We start from the raw sequence: 23,833 nt of genomic DNA, 5'->3' as shown, positions 1-23,833 counted from the left end.
TTGTCATGTTAAGTAAATTCTTTATCAACAGACCGAAGTTCGCCTTCGTTATATCAATCTTTTTGACATTGATTGGTCTGATTGCAATCAAAACAATGCCAATCTCGGAATATCCGAGTATTACACCACCACAGGTGCGTGTTGTTGCCTTTATGCCGGGTGCAAGTGCTGAAACGGTAAAAGAGGTTATAGGTAACCCAATTGAAGCGGAAGTAAACGGCGTAGAAGGCATGGTATACATGCAATCACGTTCATCTAACGATGGTCGTTACTTCTTGAACATTACCTTCGAGAACGGCATCGATTCCGATATGGCGATGGTAAACGTATCTAACCGTGTTGCAACGGCTGAGAATATGTTGCCATTTGATGTACGTGCTCGTGGTGTACGTATCCGTAAGGCATCTCCGGATGACTTGATGGCAATCGCCTTCTATTCACCAGAAGGAACCATGAGTGAGCTTGAGCTTAACAGCTGGGTAGAAGCGAACTTCATGGAGCGTTTGTCGCGTGTTCCAGGTCTTGCTGCTGCAGAGCTGATTGGTGCAACTTACGGTATGCGTGTTTGGACTGACATTGACCGTATGGCTAACCTAGGTGTTAGCACTATGGAAGTTAAAGCCGCCATTCGCGAGCAAAATGCCGTTGTGCCAGCAGGTCGAATCGGTCAAGGTCCAAGCCGTGACAATGTAGCGATGCAGTACAACTTGATCACTCAAGGGCGTTTAAGTTCAGCTGAAGACTTCCAGAATATCATTGTTCGTACTAATCCAGATGGGTCACAAATCTATCTTGGTGATGTTGCAAAAGTGGAAGTTGAGAAGCAGTTCTTCGATGCATACGCAACCTACAACGGTGCGCCAGCTGCGTTGGTGACCACGTCGTTGTCACCAGGTTCAAACGCCCTAGATGCAGGTGCATTGACCAAAGAGATCTTGGCGGATATCGAACCATTGTTGCCTGAGGGCGTGATTTACACGATTCCTTACGATACAACAGTAGCGGTAGAAGTATCGATCACTGAGATCGCTAAAACACTGCTTGTTGCTGTATTGTTGGTTATCTTAGTCACCTTCATGTTCCTAGGTAGTATCCGTACTACATTGGCGCCGATTGTCGCTATTCCGGTTTCTTTGATTGGTACCTTTGCATTCATGCAGATGGGCGGATTTACGATTAACACCGTAACTCTGTTTGGTTTGATTCTTGCGATTGGTATCGTGGTAGATAACGCCATCCTCGTAGTAGAAAACGTTGAACGTATTCTAAACGATGAAGACGATATTACAGCGAAAGACGCGACAATCCAGGCGATGGTAGAGGTTACCGGTCCGATTATCGCATCAACATTAGTAATGCTAGCGGTATTTATTCCGGTTGCGATGCTACCGGGTATTACAGGTCTAGTATTTGCTCAGTTCTCTATCACTATCTGTATTGCACTGGTTCTGTCAGCGGTTAACGCATTAACGTTGTCACCAGCACTGTGTGCAATGGTAATGAAGCGTACTGATAAGCCTGCTGGTTGGTTTGTCGCCTTCAACAAAGTATTCGATAAGATTACTGAAGGTTACGGCAAGGTTGTGACTGTTTTTGTTCGCAAATCGGTTGTGCTATTGGCGGCCTTTGCGATTGCGATTGCCTCGATGATGGCAATGAACACCCAAGTACCAACGGCGTTCGTCCCTACCGAAGATAAGGGCGTTCTAGCGGTTGCAATGTTCCTACCGGACAATGCATCAAAAGAGCGTACTCAAGAGTTGGTCAATCAAGCTGAAGCGATTCTTGCGCAAGATCCTGCGGTTGAAGACTTCGCTGCTGCGGTTGGTTTTAACGCCATTACCGGTGGTGTTTCAGCGAATGCTGCTGCGTTATTCGTTAACTTGAAGCATTGGGATGAGCGTCTAGCAATGGACGGTGATCATACCCAAGCGGCAGTTGCACAGCGTTTGAACCGCCAGATGTATAGCATTGATAAAGCAATGTCTATCGCGATGGGTCTACCTGCTATCCCTGGTATCGGTGCAGGTGATGCACTGGAAGTAATGGTTCAAGATAACGTAGGTCGTAGCGCGCAAGAATTGGCGACAATGACTTACACCTTGATGGCAGCTGCTAACCAAGCACCTGAGCTGGTTAACGCAATGACCACTTACCGTGCGAACGTACCTCACTTCAATGTTGACATTGACCGTGAGAAGGCGCGTCAAATGGGTGTCTCTGTTGGTGCAGTTAATGATGCACTAGCGACACACTTGGCATCAGCTTACGTAAATGACTTCGCGATGAGCGGCCGTAGCTACCGTGTATTTGTGCAGGCGCGTGGTGAACAACGTAACGACTTAGATGACGTATTGCGTATTCATGTTCCTTCTGCCACTGGCACACAAGTTCCACTGTCAGCAATCGCAACGATTGAACCAACCATGGAACCTGACTTGGTAACCAGCTACAACATGCTGACTTCAGCACGTTTGCAGATGAACCCAGCGCCAGGTTACTCTTCAGGCCAAGCAATTGCTGCCCTAGAGCGCGTTGCTGCCGAAGTGCTTACTGAAGGTTATACCATCGATTGGACCAACATGGCGTACCAAGAAAAACTGGCAGGTAATGCTGCTCAGGTTGCAATGGGTCTGGCTTTGGTCTTTATCTATCTGTTCTTGGTTGCGCAATATGAGTCATGGGCACTGCCTGCGGCGATCATTATCGTTGCGCCAATTGCAGCGGTTGGTACCTTTGCCGCGCTCCTTGTGGGTGGACAGGCATTGTCTATCTACGGTCAGATTGGCTTAATCCTTCTAGTTGCACTAGCTGCGAAGAACGCCATCTTGATGGTCGAGTTCTCGAAGCTGAAGCGTGAAGAAGAAGGCTTGAGTATCGAAGAAGCGGCCATCCAAGGTGGTAAGATGCGTTTCCGTGCGGTAAACATGACGTCGTGGTCGTTTATCCTAGGTATCTTGCCATTAGTATTTGCTGAAGGTGCGGGTTCTGTTTCTCAGAACACCACAGGCTTGGCACTATTGGGTGGTATGCTGGCGGTATTGTCTGTGGGCTCAATGATGACCCCAGGCTTCTACGCTATCTTCCAGCGTTTACGTGAAAAATTTAAAGGTTAATTAATTATGCTAGCAGTGTGATCTATTCCTCATAGATGCACTGCTTGATTTAATTGAATGCTTATTAAATGGCTGTATTCAGCTTGGGTTAAGCTACCTTGGCTGAATATAGTCACAATACCCGATAGACATTAAGTTTTTGGGTATGACGTTATGGCGGTTTTGGATAAAACCGGAAATAACTTTTGTTCAATAGCTAGCACGGATGCATAGCGTTGTTTATGTTGTAATTGGTATATTAAAAATGAAAAAACTATTAGTTTCTGCGTCGATTCTTGCAGCGTTATCTGCTGCTCCTGCTCTAGCTGAAGAAGAGCTAATTGATCCATCTGATCTTACTCGCGTTTATAAGCAAGCTGCTGCATTTATCACTTCAGATGCTGACATGCGTTTCTCTACCATGATGACTGGTGCTTGGTCTGAAACCACGCAGTTTGCTGGTTTCATTGAAGGTAACTTTGGTAACAAAGACGCAGATAAAGATGGCGACAACTTTGGTATCGACTTTAAGAATGCGCGTGCTCAGTACTTCCAAGTACATGCAATGAACAACAGCGTTCTACCTCGTGCTGGTTTCATGGTTGACGCCATTTATAATGACGTTGCAGACATGTCTCTACTATCTGTTGGTGCAATTGGTTTGATTAACCCTGCTTATACTGCGGGTATCACGACATTCCCTAACCTAAACTACACCTATGGTGAGATCATGAACGATACCGTTGACGGTTTCATGGTTAACTATTTTGCTACTATCCCAATGGGTGATACTGGCTCATTTCTACAAGTATGGCCTGAGTACATGAACGTGTCTGGTGACAGCATTGAAATGGAATCAACCAAGTTTAACGTTATGTTTAACGCGCCAATCAAAACAAACCGTACTACATGGTTGATGACTAAGCTTGAGTACGGTTCAACTGATATGACGATTGATGGCCAAATGCTAGACAGCAACAACGAGCTAAAAGCTGAAATCGGTGTTAAGTGGTTCCTTTAATCCATTAAAGGCACTAACAAAAGCGCATTTCTAGCGCGATGATTAATAATCCCTTAATGCTTCAGGTGTTAGGGGATTTTTGTATTTGGATTTAATAATGTACCAATTAAGTTATATTTTTCTTGCGGGTTTGTTCTTATTCGCGGGTGGCGCTGTTGGCAAGGATGCTGAAGAGCACGCTCAAGAGAATGAAAGTAAAGCGCAGGACAAAAAGTTTGCCATCGCCCCGATGATCTCGTCTAACCCTTCTATGGGTACGGGCTTAGGTTTTAACGCCTCGTACCTGTATCAGGCCGATGAGCAGAGCCGCCCTTCACAACTGATGGTGGGTGGCCAGTACACCAGCAATGACAGTTACAATCTGTTTGTTTTGAACAATGCTTCGTTTAAGGGGGATACCATTCGTAGTGTTTCTTTTATTGGTAATTGGCATGTGAACAACAGCTTTAGCAATAGCTGTGATACGAGTGCGGTGGATTGTGATCCAAACGCAGACGTAAAATACAGTAATGATAACCTCGTTGCTGGCCAACGCTTAATGTTTGATGTTGGCCATAACATTTGGCTTGGTGGTGGGGGCTTCTGGGGGCGTAACATTGCCGAAGGACAAAATGACTTAGGTAGCGATTTTGTCTCTGAACGAGACATGGGTCGAACCAATACTGCTGGCCTGTTTTTAGCCGCAACGTATGACTCACGCGATAATCGTTTCTACCCGCTTGAGGGGACGATGATCGAGATCAGCCCATCGTTTAGCATGAAGGCGTTAGGCGGTGAGTATAACTCAAAACAACTGCGTGTTGATGCGCGCCATTATGTCAATGTTAATCAAAACGATGTCATTGCCCTTCAGTCGGTCGCAAATATCGTAGAGAAAGGCGTGCCTGTATCAGGCCAATCTTTCCTGGGGCGCAATAATGTATTGCGCGGCTTTAGCGTAGGCGAATATATGGGTGAAGAGTTGTATGCAGCACAAGCTGAATATCGTCACCATATATCAGAAAAATGGAAGCTAGTTGGTTTTGGTGGCGTAGGCACATTGCGTGGCGAAACCGCGCGTCGCTTCGACAACGACATTCTTTATTATTCAGCTGGTGCTGGTGTTCGTTATGCGATTCAGCCACAAGCAAAAGTTCATTTCCGATTTGACTTTGCGGTTGGTAACGAAGACAACAATGGCTTTTATGTTGGCATTCAAGAGGCTTTTTAAGCGTCTTTTGCTACCACAGAGACTGTTGTGTGTACAAGCCCGCGTTTGCGGGCTTTTTTGTCTTTCTGGTTTATTAAGAGATGAACTTATTATGTCGATTTGAAGACAGCGGAGTCGTATATTATTTGTTTGTATCGAATACTTGTAACCAGGTGGTGATAATTTACTCATTTGTTGATGAATTAGTTGCGGTCACATGCAAAAAAAACAATTGGTCGACATTGCTGGGTTACAGTGATGATTTGCTAGGGTATAGTTTCAAGTCGGTTTGAAACTATTTAGTGGGTTTTTCCTGCTTAAGCCAAGGAACTTATTGTTTTTATTGTGGTCGTTTCAAGCAGGAATTTGTGCCGAAGTGAGTGTCGATTTTGATGCTGTTTTAAGCAAAAATGGCGACATTGAGCTGGCTTATTGGCATTTTTGTCAGGTTTTAGTCAATAACGATAGCATAACGTTGTGCTTTGATACCATTACGGTAGCCTTGCTACAACTTACATCGCTATCGTATGTAACGAGCTATATGTTGGAGAAAAATTGTGGCTGCTGATTTATCTATTCTTGACCTGTTTTTACAGGCAGGTCCACTTGTTCAAATTATCCTGTTTGGATTGTTGATAACATCGGTGATGTCTTGGTCCATTATCATTCGACGCAGCCAAGCGATATCGGAAGCGAATCGCCGAGTTACGCGTTTTGAAGATCGTTTCTGGTCTGGTGTTGATTTATCACAGCTTTACCATGAAGTGCAGGCAAGAAAAAATGACCTGAGTGGCACGGAAAAGATTTTTTTCCATGGATTTAAAGAGTTTGCTCGTCTACATCAAGTTAACGAACCTCAGCCTTCCGCGGTTATGGAAGGGACGTCACGTGCGATGCGTGTTGCGCTATCACGTGAAGTTGATGAATTAGAAGTTAACTTGCCGTTTTTGGCAACGGTAGGCTCGGTGTCACCATACATCGGCTTGTTTGGTACGGTATGGGGCATTATGAACGCATTTATCGCTTTGGGTGCGGTGAAACAAGCGACACTAGCGATGGTGGCACCAGGTATTGCAGAATCATTGATTGCGACAGCGATGGGTTTGATCGCGGCGATTCCAGCGACGGTATTTTTTAACCGCCTTACCAATAAGGTGGAAAAGCTAGAACACAGTTATATGACCTTTATGGATGAGTTCACTAGCATACTTCACCGACAGGCCTTTGCATCAAAGGAGGGCTAGTCGATGTACTATCACCGTAAGCGTCGTAAAATTAGTTCAGAAATCAATGTAGTTCCCTACATCGATGTTTCATTCGCTCTGTTGGTTATCTTTATGGTAACAGCGCCCTTTGTGACGCAAGGGGTGGATGTCGATTTACCACAAACTGTGGATGCTAAAAGTGCCGCTGAATTGGCTCAGGATGAAAACAACAGTACCTTCATTGTTGTTGAAGTTGATGCGGATGGGAATCATCGTTTAAGTGTCGATAATGGCGATTTTATCAGCCTAGATTTGAATGAGATGCTGACCCGAGTCAGTGCTGAGTTACAGATTAACCCGAGCTCCACTGTATTGGTTGGTGGGGCAGCACAAGCGCCTTACTTCTTCATTATTGAAACGTTGGATGCATTAAATCAGGCTGGTGTTTCAAAAGTTGGTTTGATGACAGAAGCGAGAGAGTAGTAGGCGTTGACACGGATGAAGAAGAAAAAAGACAGCTCGGCTCCGTTTATTATTTCACTGCTTGCCCATGGTGTGGTTATAGGATTACTTATTTGGGGAGCGGATATCGCGACGCATCGTCCGGTTGTACCACAAGGTAACTCGATTGAAGCGGTGGTGATTGACCCTGCTGTTGTTCGTCAACAAGCTCAGCAATTGCGGCAGCAGCGTGAAGCAACCAAAAAAGCAGAACAAGACAGATTACGCCGTCTTGAAGAGCAAGCAAAAGCGGTTGAACGTGAGCGTGCTGCTGAAGAGCAGCGATTAAGACAGCTTCAGGCTGATAAATTAAAAGCTGAAAAAGAGACCCGCGAAGCTGAAAAAGAGCGTGAGCGAGTGGCGGAATTACAACGCATTGCGGCGAAAGAGCAAGCGAAGGCAGAACAAGCGGCTAAAAAAGCGCAACAGCAAGCAAAAGCAGCGGAAGCCGAACGTAAACAGCAAGAGCAAGCTAAACGAGAGGCAGAAGCAGCCCGTCGCCAAGCTGAAGCAGAGCGTCAAGCACAGGAACAAGCCAAGCGTGAAGCGGAAGCCGCGCGTAAGAAGGCAGAAGCAGAGCGTGTTGCCCAAGAGGAAGCACGCAAAAAGGCGGAAGCTGCAGCGAAGAGAGCAGCAGAAGAGCAGAAAGAAGCAGAACGTAAAGCACGTGCAGCCGAAGAACAACAGCGCCAGCAGGAGGCGGCGCTAGCTGATATGTTTCAAGGACTAGAAGCGGAAACCGAACGTCGTTCAGGTGCGCATAGTCGTTATGTTGATAGCGAAATTAGTCGTTATGCACTTATCTATACGCAGATGATTGAACAGAACTTACGTATTGATAGTAACTTCATTGGTAAGCAGTGCCGGCTAGACTTGTCTTTGGCTTCTTCTGGTTTGGTGATCAATGTGGTAGAGCGAGGTGGGGATAGAAATGTCTGCCGCGCTGCAACTGCCGCGGTTACACAAGTTTCTCAGTTTCCAATGCCAGAAGACAAAGATGTCGCCGCACAGTTGAGAGACATTAGCCTAACGATTCAACCGCAATAGGGTGAAAGAGTGATGAGAAAAGGATTGTTTATATTTTCAACGTTATTGGCGCTAGTCAGTCAAATGGCGTTTGCTCAACTGGAGTTGGTGATTACCGGTGGTGTTGATTCAGCACGTCCGATCGCCATTGTTCCCTTTCAGTGGGAAGGGGAGAAGCGGTTGCCTCAAGACGTTTCTGCGGTGATTGCCTCAGATTTGCGCCGTAGTGGGAAGTTTAACCCTGTGGCGGTTAATCAGATGCCGCAAACGCCTTATAGCCCAGACGATATTAACTATGACGCTTGGTCGGCGATGGGTGTCGATGCGTTGTTAACGGGTAAGATCACGCAGAACGGTGATCGTTACGTTATCCACTATCAACTGGTAGATATTGTTCGTGGTCAACTAACCGATGGTCAGAGTCGTGGTTTGGTTGATGGCGAATTGATTAAAACGAATGATCATATCCTACTCAATACGAGAGCAACGGTAGGTGCGACGCAATTACGAGCGCAAGCGCACCGTATTGCTGATGTTGTGTATGAACGCTTAACGGGTGAAAAAGGCGCATTCTTAACTCGTATTGCCTATGTGGTCGTTGATGATGAAGAGGAATACCCTTATCAGCTTCGCGTCGCAGATTATGATGGTTATAACGAGCGCTTGGTTCTGCAATCACCCGAGCCATTGATGTCACCAGCGTGGTCGCCAGATGGCAGTAAGCTAGCTTATGTGAGTTTTGAGAACCGCAAAGCTGAGGTGTTTATTATGAACATCTATGAAGGAAGTGTTGAGAAAATCGCGTCCTATCCAAGGCATAACGGATCACCACAGTTTTCTCCGGATGGAAGCAAGCTGGCGTTGGTTCTGTCCAAGAGTGGCAGCTTGCATGTTTATGTTCACGATTTGAAGACAAAGACCTTAACGCAAGTAACGCGTGGTCGATCGAATAATACAGAAGCAGTGTGGCACCCAGATGGCAGCTCACTGATGTTTACTTCTGATAGGGGTGGTAAACCACAGATTTATCAAGTAAATTTAGCAACTGGTGATACAAACCGTATTACGTGGCAGGGGTTACAAAATCAGGGGCCACAGATTACCCCTGATGGTAAGTTCCTTGTTATTGTTCATCAATCAGCGTCAGGTTTTAATATTGCAAAGCAAGATTTAGCAACAGGTGCGTTGCAGGTATTAACAAAGACGCTGTTAGATGAGTCACCAAGTATTGCTCCTAATGGAAGTATGGTTATTTACAGTTCTATTTATGGCGAAGCTAACGTATTGTCGTTAGTGTCAATAGATGGACGTTTTAAGGCTCGGTTACCAGTTACTAGCGGCAGAGTGCGAGCGCCGGCCTGGTCACCATTCTTGTAATTTTTGCCACTGAGCAAGTTTTAAAAGGAAATATACAAATGCAACTGAATAAAATTCTAAAAGGTCTGGCAATTGCTTTACCAGTAATGACTATGGCAGCGTGTAGCTCAACTGACACAGCCACTAGCGCTGGTGATGCAGATACGACGACCCCTGTAGAAGAAAGTACTGGTGCGGTAGTAACGACTCCAATTCAAGATCCAAATGCAGGTATGACTGAAGAAGAAGTGCGCAACCAAGAGTTGCGTCAAGAACAGACAGTATACTTTGCGTTTGACAATTCAGATGTAGAAGCAAGCTATGCAGCGATGCTAGAAGCACATGCTGAATATCTAGTTAAGAATGACAGCATGTCAGTATTGGTAGAAGGCCATGCTGATGAGCGTGGCACGCCAGAGTACAACATTGCGCTAGGTGAGCGTCGTGCGAGTGCTGTAGCAAACTACCTACAAGCACTAGGTGTTGATGCATCTCAGATTTCAATTGTTAGCTACGGTGAAGAGAAGCCATTAATGATGGGTCAAACTGAAGCGGCATATGCGAAAAACCGTCGTGCAGTTTTGGTTTACTAATTAGGTAAATTTTTATGAATAGTAACTTGGTACGTATTGGCGTGCTGATGTTGCTGAGTGGGGCTGCGATTGCAGCCCCTGCGCCAGTGACGGACTTAACGAATAGTGGCAGTTCTGATCTTGCGCGACTTGAACAATTGATTATTTCGCGTAATCAGGTTCAAATCCAAATGCAGCAGCAGTTAAGTCAGCTGGGTGAAGAAGTAGATGAATTGCGAGGTATGGTTGAGCAAAATAGCTATGAGCTAAGTCAAATGCTGAATCGACAGCGCGATCTCTACCGTGAAGTCGACGCGCTAAGTCGCCAGCCTGCCGTTACCTCCCCCCCTCAAGAACAAAAAAACCTTGATGAACCTGATGTTGCATTTTCGGCCGATATGGACGAAAACAGCTCGTATGAAGCGGCAGTTGCGTTAATCTTACAAGAAAAAGATTACGCTGGAGCGATTGGTGCCTTTGAAGCCTTTTTGACTCAATACCCAGAATCCACCTATAGTGCTAACTCTCATTATTGGTTAGGACAGCTCTACTTTATTCAATCTGAGAATGCGAAAGCTCAACAGCATTTTGAGTCTGTTGCTACATTTGAAAGTTCGAATAAGCGAGCAGACGCAATGTTTAAACTGGGCTTGATTGCCGAACGCGAAAACGCACCGGAAAAAGCGAAACAGCGTTATCAGGCAGTGATTGATGCGTATCCTGGCAGCACCAGTGCAGTACAGGCAAAAACCAACCTCGATAAACTGTAATACTGTTGTATCATCTGTTTTAAAGGCCGGTATAGATGCCGGCTTTTGTCTTTTTGCCAACCCGTCCATTTCAAATTTACGTTATTCACTCTCATTTCATTAGCCATAGGCATGCATCTTGGTCTAGTTCCGGTATAATGGCTGGATTGATCAGGAACCTGATAGAGCAAGACCATGAGCGTACAATTAGATCCAAGCCAAACAATTTATCCTTTTCCGGCTAAGCCTGAAAAATTGTCAGATGAGCAGAAAGTAGCGTACAAGGCAAGCATCCACGCGTTATTAAAAGAGCGTGATGCGGTGCTTATCGCCCACTACTATACCGATCCAGAGATTCAGGCGCTGGCCGAAGAAACAGGCGGTTTCGTTGGCGATTCACTTGAAATGGCCAAATTCGGAAATCAACATCCAGCGAAAACACTGATTATTTGCGGTGTTCGCTTTATGGGCGAGTCGGCAAAAATTCTTACGCCAGAAAAGTGTGTACTAATGCCGACGTTAGAGGCGGAGTGTTCGCTTGACTTGGGCTGCCCTGCGGACAAGTTTACGCAGTTTTGTGATGAACACCCTGAGCACACCGTTGTTGTGTATGCGAATACCTCTGCCGCGGTTAAAGCGCGTGCAGATTGGGTGGTAACATCGAGTATTGCACTGGAAATTGTTGAGCATCTTGATGGTGAAGATAAGCCAATTATCTGGGGGCCAGATCGCCACTTAGGCTCATATATCCAGAATCAAACTGGCGCAGAGATGATCTTGTGGCAGGGCGAGTGTGTGGTGCACGATGAGTTTTCTGCAAAAGCATTGCGCGATATGAAAGCGGTCTATCCTGATGCTGCTGTGCTGGTTCATCCAGAATCACCAGCAAGTGTGGTTGAGTTGGCCGATGCCGTTGGGTCGACCAGTCAGTTGATTAAAGCAGCGAAAGCGTTGCCGAATAAACAGCTGATTGTTGCGACCGACAAAGGTATCTTCTTTAAGATGCAGCAACTTGTGCCAGAGAAAGAACTTATCGAAGCGCCAACGGCTGGTGCAGGTGCGACGTGTCGTAGTTGTGCGCATTGTCCGTGGATGGCGATGAATGGCTTGAAGGCCATTGAAGCTGCCCTTCGTGAAGGTGGGGAAGAGCATGAGATCTTTGTTGATGCATCTATTCGCGAAAAGTCACTGATCCCGCTTAATCGCATGCTTGATTTTGCCGCGCAATTGCAAAAATAGTTATTGCGTAAATTGGAAGCGAGCAAGAGAAAAGGGGAAGCGTGGTGCTTCCCCTTTTTTATTTGCGGCTTACTATCGAAACCTATCTTATCGACAGTTTTGCATTGCGACGAGCTGCTGGCCTTTTAGTGTTAGACCGCAGAGCATTGCTGGCATAGCAGAGTAGATCTCTTCAAATTGTTCTAACCCATGGAGCCCTTGTGAGGCGAGCTCGCTAATGGCGGTCTCCGGGTCAAATAGCAGGCTAATTGACAGCAGGACGCCGCCAAGCAGTGCGTTGTCTTCACTGTGTTCTGGCATTAACGTTTCCCAGTCATCACGTGCTAATTGCCAGCCTTGCAACATCCCTTCACAATAGGCCTGACACGCTTCAGTGACTATCTGGGCGTCATCGAGTTGACACGCTGCTGGCCATTGCCATTCGTGGCTTAATAATGCGTCGCGAGTTTGGTTGAAGCTTGTTACTACCGCTTGGGCAAATTGCTCTAATTGTTCTGGACTATCAAAGGGCGCAAGGTCTTCGCCTCCCCAAAAGAAACTGATCCACTCAGCGGGATCGATAACATTAGGTGCAGCGGCCATTGCAGTAATAAAACCTAGACTTTGGTAAGCGGGAAGCAGTCCAGTTACATTAGCGGGTGATTGATAAAAACTTAGAAGCGTCGACATAACAACGATCTCATTATAAACAGAAAGGTGTAGTCTACCAGTTCTCACCAGCGATTGAATACTGTGTTATGTGGGGTAATTATATTGTCATTTCGGCTTCAAGCATCCGCCCGTTGAAGGTGTCGTTTCTAATAATGTATTCGGCATGGCGCACCATTTCATAATGGAGTTGTGCATATAGCTCGTTGGTTACCGCTTCCATTTCTAGCGTACTTAGCCGACGTGCAATAATGCCCCCAACTCGAATTCGGTATGGAATGAGGTCTTGAGACCAGCTTTGGGTGATGCTAGCGATAAGGGAGTGCGCACCACTAATGGATTGACTTGGTTTTAGTTGAATATTATCAGCAATATTGATGATGACACCGGGCTGGCCTAGTTTAGCCATTTGCTGGGTTGCTGTTGACGTGAAAGAGTAACGTGAAGAGATGACTTGACTCATATTCTTGCAGTAGTTCTCCACGCCGCTATCGTCAAATAGACCCGGTAGGGCAACGCCGTGCCAACAGTTGATTAGAGCATTCACACAGCCAATGTTTTGATGTATTTGCTCAAAATGCTGTTCTATTTGTTGTGGTTTGTTGGGGTCGAGCAAAATTTTGTGGCAGCGTTGGCTGATACTGTCACATGCTTGGAAGCTAATGCTTAGGTTAATAGCATCATCATCGATAAGGACGACAGAAGCACCTAGTGCAGCGAAGTGTAATACTAGCTCACGCCCAAGCGAGCTACCAGCTTCTGTAATAACGATAATTGACTGGCTAATGTTCATGAAGACTCTATACGGGTTGTTTTAAATGCCTTCTTAGTGTGGTTGAGTTCTACGATGATTCAGCGATCATATGGTGAGATAGTGAACTAAGTCATAAATAATCTCGTGATACATAAGGTAGGTCACAGATATCAATCGTTGTAAGTGTTCAGGCAGTAAGTTGTAACTCATTCGCACGTTTCGATAAAGTCAGTGCGTTCAGAAGTCGTTGTGGCCGCAGTGAGGGTGTTTGGGGGCTATTTATCTCAAGACGACGACGCTGATGCCCAGACAGGTTGTGGTAAACCTGCTCAGGAAAGCCATGCGTATCTTGGGGTAGATGAGTGAGGGCTGATGGGCTGGTGTAGTGCTGCAAATGGGCGGCGTTAAGTCCGCCGCGATGAAAGGCGTTGGCTTCTAAAGCACCTCGCTCATAGCTGCTATCATCGGCATGTAAGGCTTGCGGTGCTGGAAGCTCTAGTTGTTCACGCAACACAGCATCACAATGGAGGCTATCTTGGTGTATATCGAGTGGTTCATGCTCACGAATGTCGGGTGATAGCATCGCAAGGAGCAACGAAAAGTCAGCACGATACCCGCAAGAGACCGATTGATTTAATCGGTCCCCGAGTTGGGTTTCATTGATCAGTTGTGCTTTATCTAGCTGATGTACTTTCATTGACTCTTAGACAAAAAGGGATGTTCTCTTTGGTTATCGTCAAGAAAGGCTATAGCTTTAGCGGTAAATTGCGTTGTCGTGGTTAAGTGGCTAAAAAAGAAGCGCAAGCACCCAATGGACGCTGAGTGGTGAGGATTTGTAACAAGAATGCCCCAGCTTATGGGAGTAAACTGGGGCATAGACGTTCAGGGGTTTAGGATTTTACGGGATACTAGTACCCACCAAATTGCTTGGCAGACCACGCAACTCGTGCGGCAGGTTTGGGATACTCGAGATGCTCGCCTAACCCTTCAACTAAGCGCAGACGGGGCAGCAGGCCACAATTGTTGGCGATTTGGATGGCTAAGCCAGGGCGAGCATTAAGCTCTAACACCATTGGCCCGAGAGATTTGTCGAGCACCATATCTGTTCCCATGTACCCAAGCCCAGTCATCTCCCAAGCACTGGCAGCCAGTGTGAGTAGCTGCTCCCAATGGGGGACTTGTAAGGTCTGAAGATCCTTACCCGTATCAGGGTGATAGGTGATCGGCTTATTAAATTGCACCGCATTAATTGCTTTACCTGTGGCGATATCAATGCCGACACCAACAGCCCCTTGGTGCAGATTGGCTTTACCATCCGACGCTGCAGTGGATAGGCGCATCATTGCCATGACAGGGTAACCTTTGAAGACAATAACCCGTATATCAGGTACGCCTTCGTAGCTAAATCCATCAAAGACATTGTCGAACTCAATCAGGCTTTCCACCATCGCGACATCATTTTTTCCACCTAACGAGAATAGCCCAGCGAGGGTGTTGGTAATGTGCCTTTCTACGTCTTGCTCGTTGATGGTGCTGCCTGACGGTTTGGTGTAGACCCCATCTTTGTGTGAGGTAATCACTAAGATGCCTTTGCCGCCAGAGCCTTGCGCAGGCTTAATAACAAAGCCCGGCCACGATTTCACCATTTTGTGGATGCGCTTTACTTCAGCCTGATTATCAACCACGCCAATCAGTTCAGGCACCGTCGCGCCGTGACGTTGGGCGATGACTTTTGTCTGCAACTTGTCGTCAACCAGCGGATACTTAGTACGATCATTGTATCGGCTGATATAGCTGATATTGCGCTGGTTCATCCCCATTATTCCTTTATTTTTCAGTTTAAAGGGTGAGGTGAATTGTGACAGCAGCATATTAATCCTCCGCTAACGGCTTAAAGCGGCGAAGTTCGCTGAGCCTATAACCGGTATAGTTACCGAGAACAAGGATCAGCGCCAGAATTAAGAACTGTAGGCCGATAAAGTTGAATGTCAGGTGGCGCACGATGCCATTGGTCATTGCAAGGTAAACCAATACTGCGGTTAGTAGTGAACCACCGCCTTGGATCATGACTTCTTTGGCACCTTCTTCTTCCCATAGGATAGACATACGTTCGATAGTCCAAGAAAGAATGATCATCGGGAAGAAAGTAATGGTTAATCCTTCCACGAGGCCAATTTTATAGGCGATGACGGTAAAGGCTGAAATGATCAGGATTACTGTAATGATCACTGCAGAAATTCGCGATACCAGCAAAAGGTTTAGCTTAGATAAGTAGCTGCGAATGATAAGGCCCACGCCAACAATCAATAAGAAACCAATAATGCCCGTGAGCAGTTGCGTTTGTACAAATGACATGGCAATTAAAACAGGCATAAACGTTCCCGACGTTTTAAGACCAATTAAAATGCGCAAGAACACCACGACCAATGCACCGATTGGGACGAGCATAATGCCTTTAAACATTGCTTGTTCTTCGATGGGGAGGGAGTGGATTGAAAAGTTAAGCAGGTTATCTGCTTCGACTTTTTGCACCGTCGCAGCTTGGTGTGTAATGTCTTGAGAGATGTACGAGAATGTCACGGCACTGTTCTGACCGCCCATGACATCGAGCATTGAACCGCCTTGCTTATTCCAGATAAAGAGGTTTTCCGGTTTGCCATCTTCGCCGGTGGTCACATCAAAGATTAACCACTTCCCACCATCCCAAATTTGGATCATGTGAGTAACAAGTTGACGGCGACGTCCGTCCTCTAGGACGAGTCCACCGACAGCTTGAGTTGGGATTGACTCCATGGCGAGCAGCGTAGCAATCAAATCTTCACGTTGGAAGTAGTTAAGCAATAATGATGCGTTTTGGTTATTAATATCGTTAAATTGCAAAATAACCTGACGGGTAAAGCTAATGTCGTCAGCAGACTGTTGTCGTGCAGTCTCTATTAGTGCTGTCGCTGCTTTTAGCTGAGGACCGTCAAACATCAGCCTTTGCTGCGTTGCTTTTGGTGGAACGGCAGTAAAGGATGCTTTGTCATCAACGAGCATTTGAGTCTTGTAATAGAGGATTTGTCGACCTTCTGCTTCTCGAATCGTCCACTCAATACGACGCCCTTGCTCGTTCTCAATAAATGAAACACCGTAGCCAGGCGATGAGCTTGTTTCGTTGATAAGTGTGAAGCCTTCTTGCGTGCTCGGCGCTGCCATGGATACTTTTACAGCATCACCAATAGCATCAAATTCTACACGAGCCTCTAGTTCCCAAACTTGCGCATTGCCGTCGGGTAGTAGTGGGACGCCATAAACATTATGACGATGCCAAGTCAGGGTTAAACCACCTAAGATCAGCAGTGTGATCAGTAGGTAAAATGGAGTTCTTGAAACCATAGTGTCCTCAAGGGGTGTTACTGATTGTTATTAATTTGGGGTTTGCCCTGCAGATATGTGCGGCCAACATCGACGACGGCAATATCTTGGAAAAACTCACGGCCGAGTAAAATCGGGTATTCCATTTTTGTTCTGTCAGCTAAGGTAAACTGCGTTCGTTCGCGTAAATCACCAATACGAACCCATGCTTCAATAACAGGGCGGCGATCGGTTTCCGGCGTATTGGAGTGGCGTATTTTTACCCACCGAACCACACGAGCTTCGACGAGCTCTTCTTTGCCTCCTTGATCGTCTTGCGTATGGTTAAGATTGAAGCTAACCCACGTCTTTCCTTCGCGCTCAAATTGTTGAATATTGGTGGCATTTAAGGATGAGGTTGTCGCGCCAGTGTCGACTCGCGCCTTAAAATAGCTGTCGACCATGTCGAGCCACACCCATTCTTGTGCGCCAAGTAGGGTTTTTTCTACTGAATCTTCAGAGATAGTCGGTGATAATACAGGCTCTGTTTTTTCTGGCTTACGTAGGGTTTCACTGTCTGCACTGGCCGCGAGCCGAGTTAACAATAGGTTTTGTCGATTTAGGGTATAGCTTAGTGCCGCGATTTGTTGTTCAAGTTGACTAATTAATGCTGTTTGCGATTCAACATCATAAGATATTGAACCCAGTTGCTCATTTAAATGACTCTCAACGGTGTAGATCGTTGCTAGTGTTTCTTCATGAGCTAAGTCGTAATTCTCTTGAGTCAACACACAGCCGGAAAGAAGGGCGACAAGTATTAACGGCAAGCTGTGGCGAATCATTGGTCTCTCCTGACAGATTACTTCTTGATTTATAAGGTTAGTTTAGCTTAGCTGCACAGATGCGCAACGCATGGGTTCAGAGCTGAAGTTAATGCGGGTTTTTGGCCACCAAAATTGCCCGCTTCGGTGCAGGGTATCCTTCAATTGTTTTCGATGGATCGTTTGGGTCTAAATAATCGGGTAGAGAGTTATGTGTCATCCAGCCAGTTGAGCGCTGTTCTCCCGTCGAGGTAACACATTCGTCGACAATACGTACGTCTTCAAAGCCTGTTTGCTCTAACCAGACTTTTAGAGCCCGTGCAGACGGGAAGAAAAACACATTGCGCATCTGCGCATAACGATCGGTTGGAACGAGCACCGCGTTCTCATCACCATCGATAACCAAGGTTTCTAATACGAGCTCCCCCCCTTTGACTAGCTGGTTTTTTAACTGCAGCAAGTGGTCAAGTGGTGAGCGACGGTGGTATAACACCCCCATACTAAACACGGTATCAAACGCGCGCAGTTCAGGTAGCTGCTCAATGCCCAATGGCAACAAATGGGCGCGTTGGTCGTTGCCCATGAGTTTGCGTATGGCTTCAAATTGAACTAAAAAAAGGTGTGAAGGGTCGATACCAACAGTCAGCTCCGCGCCTTCACCCAACATGCGCCACATGTGGTAGCCATTGCCACACCCGACATCTAAGACATAGCGGCCTTTTAGCGGTGAGATGTGTGGTAACACACGGTCCCATTTCCAGTCAGAGCGCCATTCAGTATCAATGTGAATGTCGTGTAGGTGGTAAGGGCCTTTTCGCCATGGGTGAAAGGTACGTAATAAGTTCTCTAATTTGGCCTTCTCACCCAGCGGCAATGATGTGTTGTTGCTAACGTGAACCGCAGTCTTCAGATCAATATTATCTGGACAAGTCGTCGGGATCTTATTGAGTACCCGCAGCCATTTTGGCATGTCGCCATGCTCTGCCGCTTGCCAATCGGTGAGTTGTTGCGGCAGGCTGTTAAGCCATCCGCTTAAACGGTTTTTAGCAATCAGCTGATAGAAATCCGAAAAATCAAATGTCATGTTATTACCTTACGCTATTGCTGATTATTTAATGGCGAACATTGAACCAAAATTGAAACATTGGAACCAGACTTCGACACTGCTAAAGCCAATTTCCCCTAAACGTTCTTTGTGAGTTGCAATGCTATCGGGGCGCATCACGTTTTCAATCGCACTACGTTTTTGGCTAATCTCGAGTTCGCTATAACCATTGGCACGTTTAAAGTCGTGGTGTAGATCGATAAGCAGCTCGTGAGCGCTGTTGTCGGCAAAGACGTATTTTTCAGAGAGGATCAAAATGCCTCCCGGACGTAGCCCTGCGTAGATTTTCTTCAGCAGTGTTAGGCGATCGTCTGGTGCTAAAAATTGCAACGTAAAGTTAAGCACGACAACAGATGCGTTCTGGATGTCGATATCACGAATATCAGCATGCATAACCTCGACGTTGGTATCGCTACGATAGGCAGAAACGTGTAGCTTGCAGCGTTCCACCATCGCTTCGGAATTATCAACAGCGATAATTTTACATCCTTCGTGATTGATGTGGCGGCGCATTGATAGTGTCGCGGCACCAAGAGAGCACCCCAAGTCGTAAATATTGGTGTTAGGTTTTACAAACCGTTCAGCCAGCATACCGATGGCCGAAATGATGTTGCTATAGCCCGGCACAGAGCGTTGGATCATATCCGGGAACACTTCTGCAACGCGTTCATCGAAGGTGAAATCGCCCATTTTATCGATAGGGGCGGAGAAAATTGTATCTCGTTGTGCCATTGAGTATTACCTGAGCTACAACAGGCTGGAATTTGCCTGAATCATAAAGCGCGCTATTGTATTGGATTAAATTATCAATGTCTGCAATCAAGCAGTGACCTATAGCTAGTTTATAGGCCATTTGGACAAAGAATTGACAATTTACTGACTTTTGATGAAAAAACAATCTTGTAAATATGACAAGGCGGTTGTTTTCTAACTCACTTTGGCTGTCTTAAAGTAAACTTTGCCGTCGATATAAAAGATTCCTGATCAGAGTTTCCACTCTGTCGGTATTTTCCTTTATAATGCGAGGTCAATGAATGAATAATCCCATTTCGTGGTTGATATTGATGAAAACATCGACGAAATGGAAGCCCTGTATGCCATAAACATGGCAGCAGGTAGGATTTAAGCAACTTTTTTCTATCGGGATTTTGATATGCGCACCCAATATTGTGGTCACCTGAACGCGTCCTTAGCGGGACAAACTGTAGAACTATGCGGCTGGGTAAATAAACGCCGTGACTTAGGCGGTCTGATCTTTATCGATATGCGAGATCGCGAAGGTATTGTTCAGGTGGTGGTTGACCCAGACACCAAAGAGATCTTTGAGCTGGCTAACCAACTGCGTAATGAATTCTGTATTCGTATTACCGGTGAAGTTCGCACTCGCCCAGAAAGCCAAATCAACAAAGATATGGCAACCGGTGAAGTGGAGGTCATTGCTAAAGGGTTAGAAATCATCAACCGTGCAGACGTTCTGCCATTGGATTTCAACCAGAAGAATACAGAAGAGCAGCGCCTGAAGTTCCGTTATCTAGACCTGCGTCGTCCGGAAATGAGTAATAACATTAAGATGCGTGCCAAAGCCTCTGCGTTTGTGCGTCGCTTTATGGATGAACATAGCTTCTTAGATATTGAGACGCCAGTGCTGACCAAAGCAACGCCAGAAGGTGCACGTGATTATCTTGTGCCTAGCCGTGTACATAAGGGCAGCTTCTACGCATTGCCACAATCACCACAGCTGTTTAAGCAGTTGTTAATGATGTCTGGTTTTGATCGCTACTATCAAATCGTAAAATGTTTCCGTGATGAAGATTTGCGCGCTGATCGTCAGCCTGAATTTACCCAGATCGATATCGAAACCTCGTTCATGTCAGCGGACCAAGTTCGCGCGACAACTGAGGCGTTGATCTGTGAGATGTGGAAAGAGTTGCTAGATGTTGATTTGGGCCAGTTCCCAATTATGCCTTTTGCAGAAGCGATGCGTCGTTTCGGCTCTGATAAGCCAGATCTACGTAACCCATTAGAGATGGTCGATGTTGCTGACATCTTAAAAGATGTTGAGTTTAAAGTTTTTTCTGGTCCTGCTAATGATCCAAAAGGGCGTGTGGCTGTTATCCGCGTTCCTGGTGGCGCAGCGTTGTCACGTAAGCAGATTGATGAATACACCAAGTATGTGGGTATTTATGGTGCGAAAGGCTTAGCATGGATGAAGGTTAACGATCGTGCTGCTGGTTTCGAAGGTGTTCAATCGCCGGTTGCGAAGTTCCTTGATGAAACCGTGGTTGAAGCATTGCTTGAGCGTACAGGTGCTGAGTCAGGCGATATTATCTTCTTTGGTGCTGATAGCGCGAAAGTGGTGACGGAAGCGTTGGGTGCACTGCGTTTGAAACTGGGCACCGATTTGGAGCTAACTGATACATCAGCTTGGGCTCCGTTATGGGTTGTCGATTTCCCAATGTTTGAAGAAGATGATGAAGGCAACTTGCATGCTATGCACCATCCATTCACTGCACCACTAGACTTAAGCCCTGAAGAGCTAAAAGCGAATCCAGCAGGCGCAAATTCGAACGCTTACGACATGGTTATTAACGGCTATGAAGTGGGTGGGGGTTCTGTACGTATTCACAATTCAGCGATGCAGTCTGCGGTATTTGATATCTTAGGTATTGAAGCCGATGAGCAGCAGCAGAAGTTTGGCTTCTTGCTAGAAGCATTGAAGTACGGTACGCCACCACACGCAGGTTTAGCCTTCGGTCTAGACCGTTTGGTGATGCTATTATGTGGTACTGAGAATATTCGTGATGTTATCGCATTCCCGAAAACAACGGCGGCCGCGTGTTTGCTAACAGACGCACCTAATGTTGCAAACCCAGCAGCGTTAGAAGAGCTGGCGATTGCCGTTAAACTGGCAGAAAAAGACGCAGAATAACTCACTCGTATTGTGGGGCGATGATTGCGCTTTTGAAATAGAATTTAAACGCCCGAGTAGGGCGTTTTTTTGTCGTATGGTTAGGGTGGTGTCTTACCCTTGCAAAGAATGGAGTTTGATATGGCAGGTCATAGTAAGTGGGCCAATATTCGTCACCGTAAAGCGGCGCAGGACGCTAAGCGTGGCAAGATTTTTACTAAGTTAATTCGTGAGATTGTTGTTTCAGCGAAAGAGGGCGGCGGCGAGCCAGAAAATAACCCTCGTTTACGTGCTGCGATCGATAAAGCACTATCAAATAACATGACGCGAGATACCGTTAACCGAGCGGTGAGCCGTGGCGCGGGCGGTGAAGGCGATGATAACGTTGAAACCGTTATTTACGAGGGGTATGGCCCGGGTGGTACTGCTGTTATGGTTGAGTGTATGACCGATAACCGTAACCGTACTGTGTCTGGGGTTCGTCACGCCTTTTCTAAATCTGGTGGCAACTTAGGCACGGATGGCAGTGTGAGTTACCTGTTTGATAAAAAAGGGGTTATCTCTTATGCGCCAGGCCTTGATGAAGATGCGGTGATGGAGGCGGCATTGGAAGGTGGGGCAGACGATGTTGAAACACATGACGACGGGGCTATCGATGTATTTACCGCTCCTGCCGAGTTCGGCGCGGTGAAAGATGCATTAGATGCGGCGGGCTTTGAGGCACAAAATGCAGAAGTGTCATTGATCCCTTCTACCAAAGCCGATTTGGATGCGGATACGGCACCAAAATTACTTCGTCTGATTGATGCGCTGGAAGATCTCGATGATGTCCAAGAGGTTTACCATAATGGTGAAATCTCTGATGACGTAGCTGCAGGTCTTTAAGTGTCGATCATTCTTGGTATTGACCCTGGATCACGGGTGACGGGCTATGGCGTGATTCGCCAGCGTGGTCGTCACCTTGATTATCTTGGCAGCGGTTGTATTCGTACCGCTGCGGATAACCTTCCGCAAAGGTTAAAACAAATTTATGCAGGTGTGAGTGAAGTGATCACGCAATTTCAGCCGGAGCAGTTTGCTATTGAGCAGGTCTTCATGGCGCGTAATGCGGATTCGGCGTTAAAATTGGGGCAAGCCCGTGGCAGTGCGATTGTTGCCGCGGTCAATGCTGATTTACCCGTGAGCGAGTACGCGGCGCGTTTGATTAAACAGGCTGTAGTGGGTAACGGTGGGGCTGACAAAGCACAAGTTCAGCATATGGTGACCTCAGTGTTAAAGCTAAATGCGACCCCGCAATCTGATGCTGCGGATGCGCTGGCTGTGGCAATTTGCCATGCACATACCAACAAAACCCTTATCGCCATGTCGGGACAGGCACAAAGTAGCCGTCGCGGGCGCTATCGTTAATTTCCATCTCCCTGAGTGCAATCCAGCCTCAGGGGATCTTCATGAGATAGTCTTGTTTCTTATTGCTCCTGGGGTTTTAAGTTCGGCAAACTCGCGTATTAATTAATGTGCCGATAAGCGCAGCGACTAACGCATTGGTTGGCGAATGATGGTTTTCCAGTTTTCTGGCGCGGCTCTACGGATGTCTGATAGGTATATTTCATGGTGCTTGCCGCTTAACTCAGCTCCGGTGTCTTTAATAAACTGATGGACACGTTGTACCGTTGGCCCCTCTTCACTAAATGGCCCCACATGTAGCGTTTGACTACAACGTCCCTCATGAAAGAGCGCGAACTCCACTTTATCAATCGCCGCTAATTGCTTTTTCTCTCTTACTGTCGCTATTGCTGCGTTGATATGTTTGCGAGTAATGAAGTCGGGTTGCATTATCATTAAACGCCATTCCCAATTGGACTTATTGTCATCAATAAAGTCATTCATCTCATCGGCCCACCAAAGCCCTTCCAAAGGAAGTACGCCATAGTCGATGCCAAGGTCACCTTTTTTGATTATGAACTTTAGTGTGTAGGACACAGAATACAGCGCTTCTATCGCTTCTTGAAAGGTTGGATCTTCCGGGCCACCAGTGCCATCAATGACCAGAAATTGCATTTCATGTACGTCGACTTCGACAACGCATTTTGCCGATGGGCGATAAAGGTGTTTGAGTGTTTTCTTAAAGTCGATTTTGGACATAGCGAGACGTGTTGGTAACAAAGTATTGATTTAGTTTAGCATTGGGTCTGTATGTATGTACAGTTTGTCACGCTTAGAGGTATCCATGTAAATCGGAATCTAACAAGGCTTTTGACTTCGACTAAATCACATCTAACCTGAATAGGTAGATACGATTAGAACGCAA

23 protein-coding genes are annotated in these 23,833 nt (G+C 46.3%); 14 read left to right on the top strand and 9 right to left on the bottom strand.

All coding sequences use genetic code 11. The features are described from left to right. Positions 1 to 5 precede the first annotated feature (5 nt). The 11 genes from ACKLNH_RS01500 (at position 6) to nadA (ending at position 11,953) form a co-directional block, all read left to right on the top strand. A complete protein-coding gene (locus ACKLNH_RS01500; protein ID WP_413110462.1) occupies positions 6 to 3,116 on the top strand; it encodes an efflux RND transporter permease subunit in 3,111 nt (1,036 codons plus the stop codon). 244 nt (positions 3,117 to 3,360) lie between these two features. After that, a complete protein-coding gene (locus ACKLNH_RS01495) occupies positions 3,361 to 4,116 on the top strand; it encodes a hypothetical protein (protein ID WP_413110461.1) in 756 nt (251 codons plus the stop codon). Between the two features lie 97 nt (positions 4,117 to 4,213). Further along, the gene (locus ACKLNH_RS01490) at positions 4,214 to 5,326 is read left to right on the top strand and encodes a BamA/TamA family outer membrane protein (protein WP_413110460.1); all 1,113 of its coding nucleotides are present in this window, start codon (positions 4,214 to 4,216) and stop codon (positions 5,324 to 5,326) included. Between the two features lie 313 nt (positions 5,327 to 5,639). After that, positions 5,640 to 5,873 (top strand): hypothetical protein, encoded by a 234-nt coding sequence (locus tag ACKLNH_RS01485; protein WP_413110459.1) that lies wholly within the window; start codon positions 5,640 to 5,642, stop codon positions 5,871 to 5,873. Beyond that, positions 5,863 to 6,549 (top strand): protein TolQ, encoded by a 687-nt coding sequence (gene tolQ / locus ACKLNH_RS01480; protein WP_413110458.1) that lies wholly within the window; start codon positions 5,863 to 5,865, stop codon positions 6,547 to 6,549. Before ACKLNH_RS01485 ends, tolQ begins: the two co-directional genes overlap by 11 nt. 3 nt (positions 6,550 to 6,552) lie before the next feature. After that, a complete protein-coding gene (locus tag ACKLNH_RS01475) occupies positions 6,553 to 6,993 on the top strand; it encodes an ExbD/TolR family protein (RefSeq protein ID WP_413110457.1) in 441 nt (146 codons plus the stop codon). A 15-nt stretch (positions 6,994 to 7,008) separates the two neighbouring features. Then, complete coding sequence (gene tolA, locus ACKLNH_RS01470) at positions 7,009 to 8,058, top strand: cell envelope integrity protein TolA (RefSeq protein ID WP_413110456.1); 1,050 nt, start codon at positions 7,009 to 7,011, stop codon at positions 8,056 to 8,058. A 12-nt stretch (positions 8,059 to 8,070) separates the two neighbouring features. Then, positions 8,071 to 9,414: a Tol-Pal system beta propeller repeat protein TolB gene (gene tolB, locus ACKLNH_RS01465; protein WP_413110455.1), complete on the top strand. Its 1,344-nt coding sequence runs from the start codon at positions 8,071 to 8,073 to the stop codon at positions 9,412 to 9,414. Between the two features lie 38 nt (positions 9,415 to 9,452). Further along, positions 9,453 to 9,986, top strand: coding sequence for a peptidoglycan-associated lipoprotein Pal (gene pal, locus ACKLNH_RS01460; RefSeq protein WP_413110454.1), 534 nt, complete (start codon positions 9,453 to 9,455; stop codon positions 9,984 to 9,986). Between the two features lie 14 nt (positions 9,987 to 10,000). Beyond that, on the top strand, positions 10,001 to 10,735 hold the full coding sequence (gene ybgF / locus ACKLNH_RS01455; RefSeq protein WP_413110453.1) for a tol-pal system protein YbgF: 735 nt from the start codon (positions 10,001 to 10,003) through the stop codon (positions 10,733 to 10,735). A 174-nt stretch (positions 10,736 to 10,909) separates the two neighbouring features. Next, positions 10,910 to 11,953, top strand: coding sequence for a quinolinate synthase NadA (gene nadA, locus ACKLNH_RS01450; protein ID WP_413110452.1), 1,044 nt, complete (start codon positions 10,910 to 10,912; stop codon positions 11,951 to 11,953). A gap of 87 nt (positions 11,954 to 12,040) precedes the next feature. On the opposite strand, the gene ACKLNH_RS01445 is transcribed toward nadA, so the two are convergent. The 8 genes from ACKLNH_RS01445 to cmoA all read right to left on the bottom strand — a co-directional run bounded on the left by ACKLNH_RS01445 (position 12,041) and on the right by cmoA (position 19,349). Then, positions 12,041 to 12,622: a UPF0149 family protein gene (locus ACKLNH_RS01445; protein WP_413110451.1), complete on the bottom strand. Its 582-nt coding sequence runs from the start codon at positions 12,620 to 12,622 to the stop codon at positions 12,041 to 12,043. 79 nt (positions 12,623 to 12,701) lie between these two features. Further along, a complete protein-coding gene (locus tag ACKLNH_RS01440; protein WP_413110450.1) occupies positions 12,702 to 13,394 on the bottom strand; it encodes an SDR family NAD(P)-dependent oxidoreductase in 693 nt (230 codons plus the stop codon). 148 nt (positions 13,395 to 13,542) lie between these two features. Then, positions 13,543 to 14,052, bottom strand: a complete 510-nt coding sequence (locus tag ACKLNH_RS01435) for a VC2046/SO_2500 family protein (RefSeq protein WP_413110449.1) — start codon at positions 14,050 to 14,052, stop codon at positions 13,543 to 13,545. A 211-nt stretch (positions 14,053 to 14,263) separates the two neighbouring features. Further along, positions 14,264 to 15,223: an alpha-L-glutamate ligase-like protein gene (locus ACKLNH_RS01430; RefSeq protein WP_413110753.1), complete on the bottom strand. Its 960-nt coding sequence runs from the start codon at positions 15,221 to 15,223 to the stop codon at positions 14,264 to 14,266. A 4-nt stretch (positions 15,224 to 15,227) separates the two neighbouring features. Next, positions 15,228 to 16,733 (bottom strand): inactive transglutaminase family protein, encoded by a 1,506-nt coding sequence (locus ACKLNH_RS01425; protein WP_413110448.1) that lies wholly within the window; start codon positions 16,731 to 16,733, stop codon positions 15,228 to 15,230. A 17-nt stretch (positions 16,734 to 16,750) separates the two neighbouring features. Beyond that, positions 16,751 to 17,533 carry an ATP-dependent zinc protease family protein gene (locus ACKLNH_RS01420; RefSeq protein ID WP_413110447.1) on the bottom strand — a complete coding sequence of 261 codons (783 nt, stop codon included), beginning with the start codon at positions 17,531 to 17,533 and terminating at the stop codon, positions 16,751 to 16,753. A gap of 88 nt (positions 17,534 to 17,621) precedes the next feature. Then, a complete protein-coding gene (cmoB, locus tag ACKLNH_RS01415; RefSeq protein WP_413110446.1) occupies positions 17,622 to 18,596 on the bottom strand; it encodes a tRNA 5-methoxyuridine(34)/uridine 5-oxyacetic acid(34) synthase CmoB in 975 nt (324 codons plus the stop codon). A 24-nt stretch (positions 18,597 to 18,620) separates the two neighbouring features. Then, positions 18,621 to 19,349 carry a carboxy-S-adenosyl-L-methionine synthase CmoA gene (gene cmoA / locus ACKLNH_RS01410; protein WP_413110445.1) on the bottom strand — a complete coding sequence of 243 codons (729 nt, stop codon included), beginning with the start codon at positions 19,347 to 19,349 and terminating at the stop codon, positions 18,621 to 18,623. Between the two features lie 421 nt (positions 19,350 to 19,770). On the opposite strand from cmoA, the gene aspS reads away from it, so the two are divergent. The 3 genes from aspS (at position 19,771) to ruvC (ending at position 22,932) form a co-directional block, all read left to right on the top strand. Further along, the gene (gene aspS / locus ACKLNH_RS01405) at positions 19,771 to 21,546 is read left to right on the top strand and encodes an aspartate--tRNA ligase (RefSeq protein ID WP_413110444.1); all 1,776 of its coding nucleotides are present in this window, start codon (positions 19,771 to 19,773) and stop codon (positions 21,544 to 21,546) included. Positions 21,547 to 21,666: 120 nt separating this feature from the next. Then, positions 21,667 to 22,410, top strand: a complete 744-nt coding sequence (locus ACKLNH_RS01400) for a YebC/PmpR family DNA-binding transcriptional regulator (protein ID WP_413110443.1) — start codon at positions 21,667 to 21,669, stop codon at positions 22,408 to 22,410. Then, on the top strand, positions 22,411 to 22,932 hold the full coding sequence (ruvC, locus tag ACKLNH_RS01395; protein WP_413110442.1) for a crossover junction endodeoxyribonuclease RuvC: 522 nt from the start codon (positions 22,411 to 22,413) through the stop codon (positions 22,930 to 22,932). 126 nt (positions 22,933 to 23,058) lie between these two features. Here ruvC and ACKLNH_RS01390 read toward each other — a convergent pair whose 3' ends face one another. Next, positions 23,059 to 23,667, bottom strand: a complete 609-nt coding sequence (locus ACKLNH_RS01390) for a GyrI-like domain-containing protein (RefSeq protein WP_413110441.1) — start codon at positions 23,665 to 23,667, stop codon at positions 23,059 to 23,061. Between the last annotated feature and the right edge of the window lie 166 nt (positions 23,668 to 23,833).

Origin of the sequence: Thaumasiovibrio clandestinus, assembly GCF_047250365.1 — a bacterium.
In the GTDB taxonomy this organism is placed as follows: Bacteria; Pseudomonadota; Gammaproteobacteria; order Enterobacterales; family Vibrionaceae; genus Thaumasiovibrio.
This window is presented reverse-complemented; position numbering and strand designations above follow the sequence as displayed.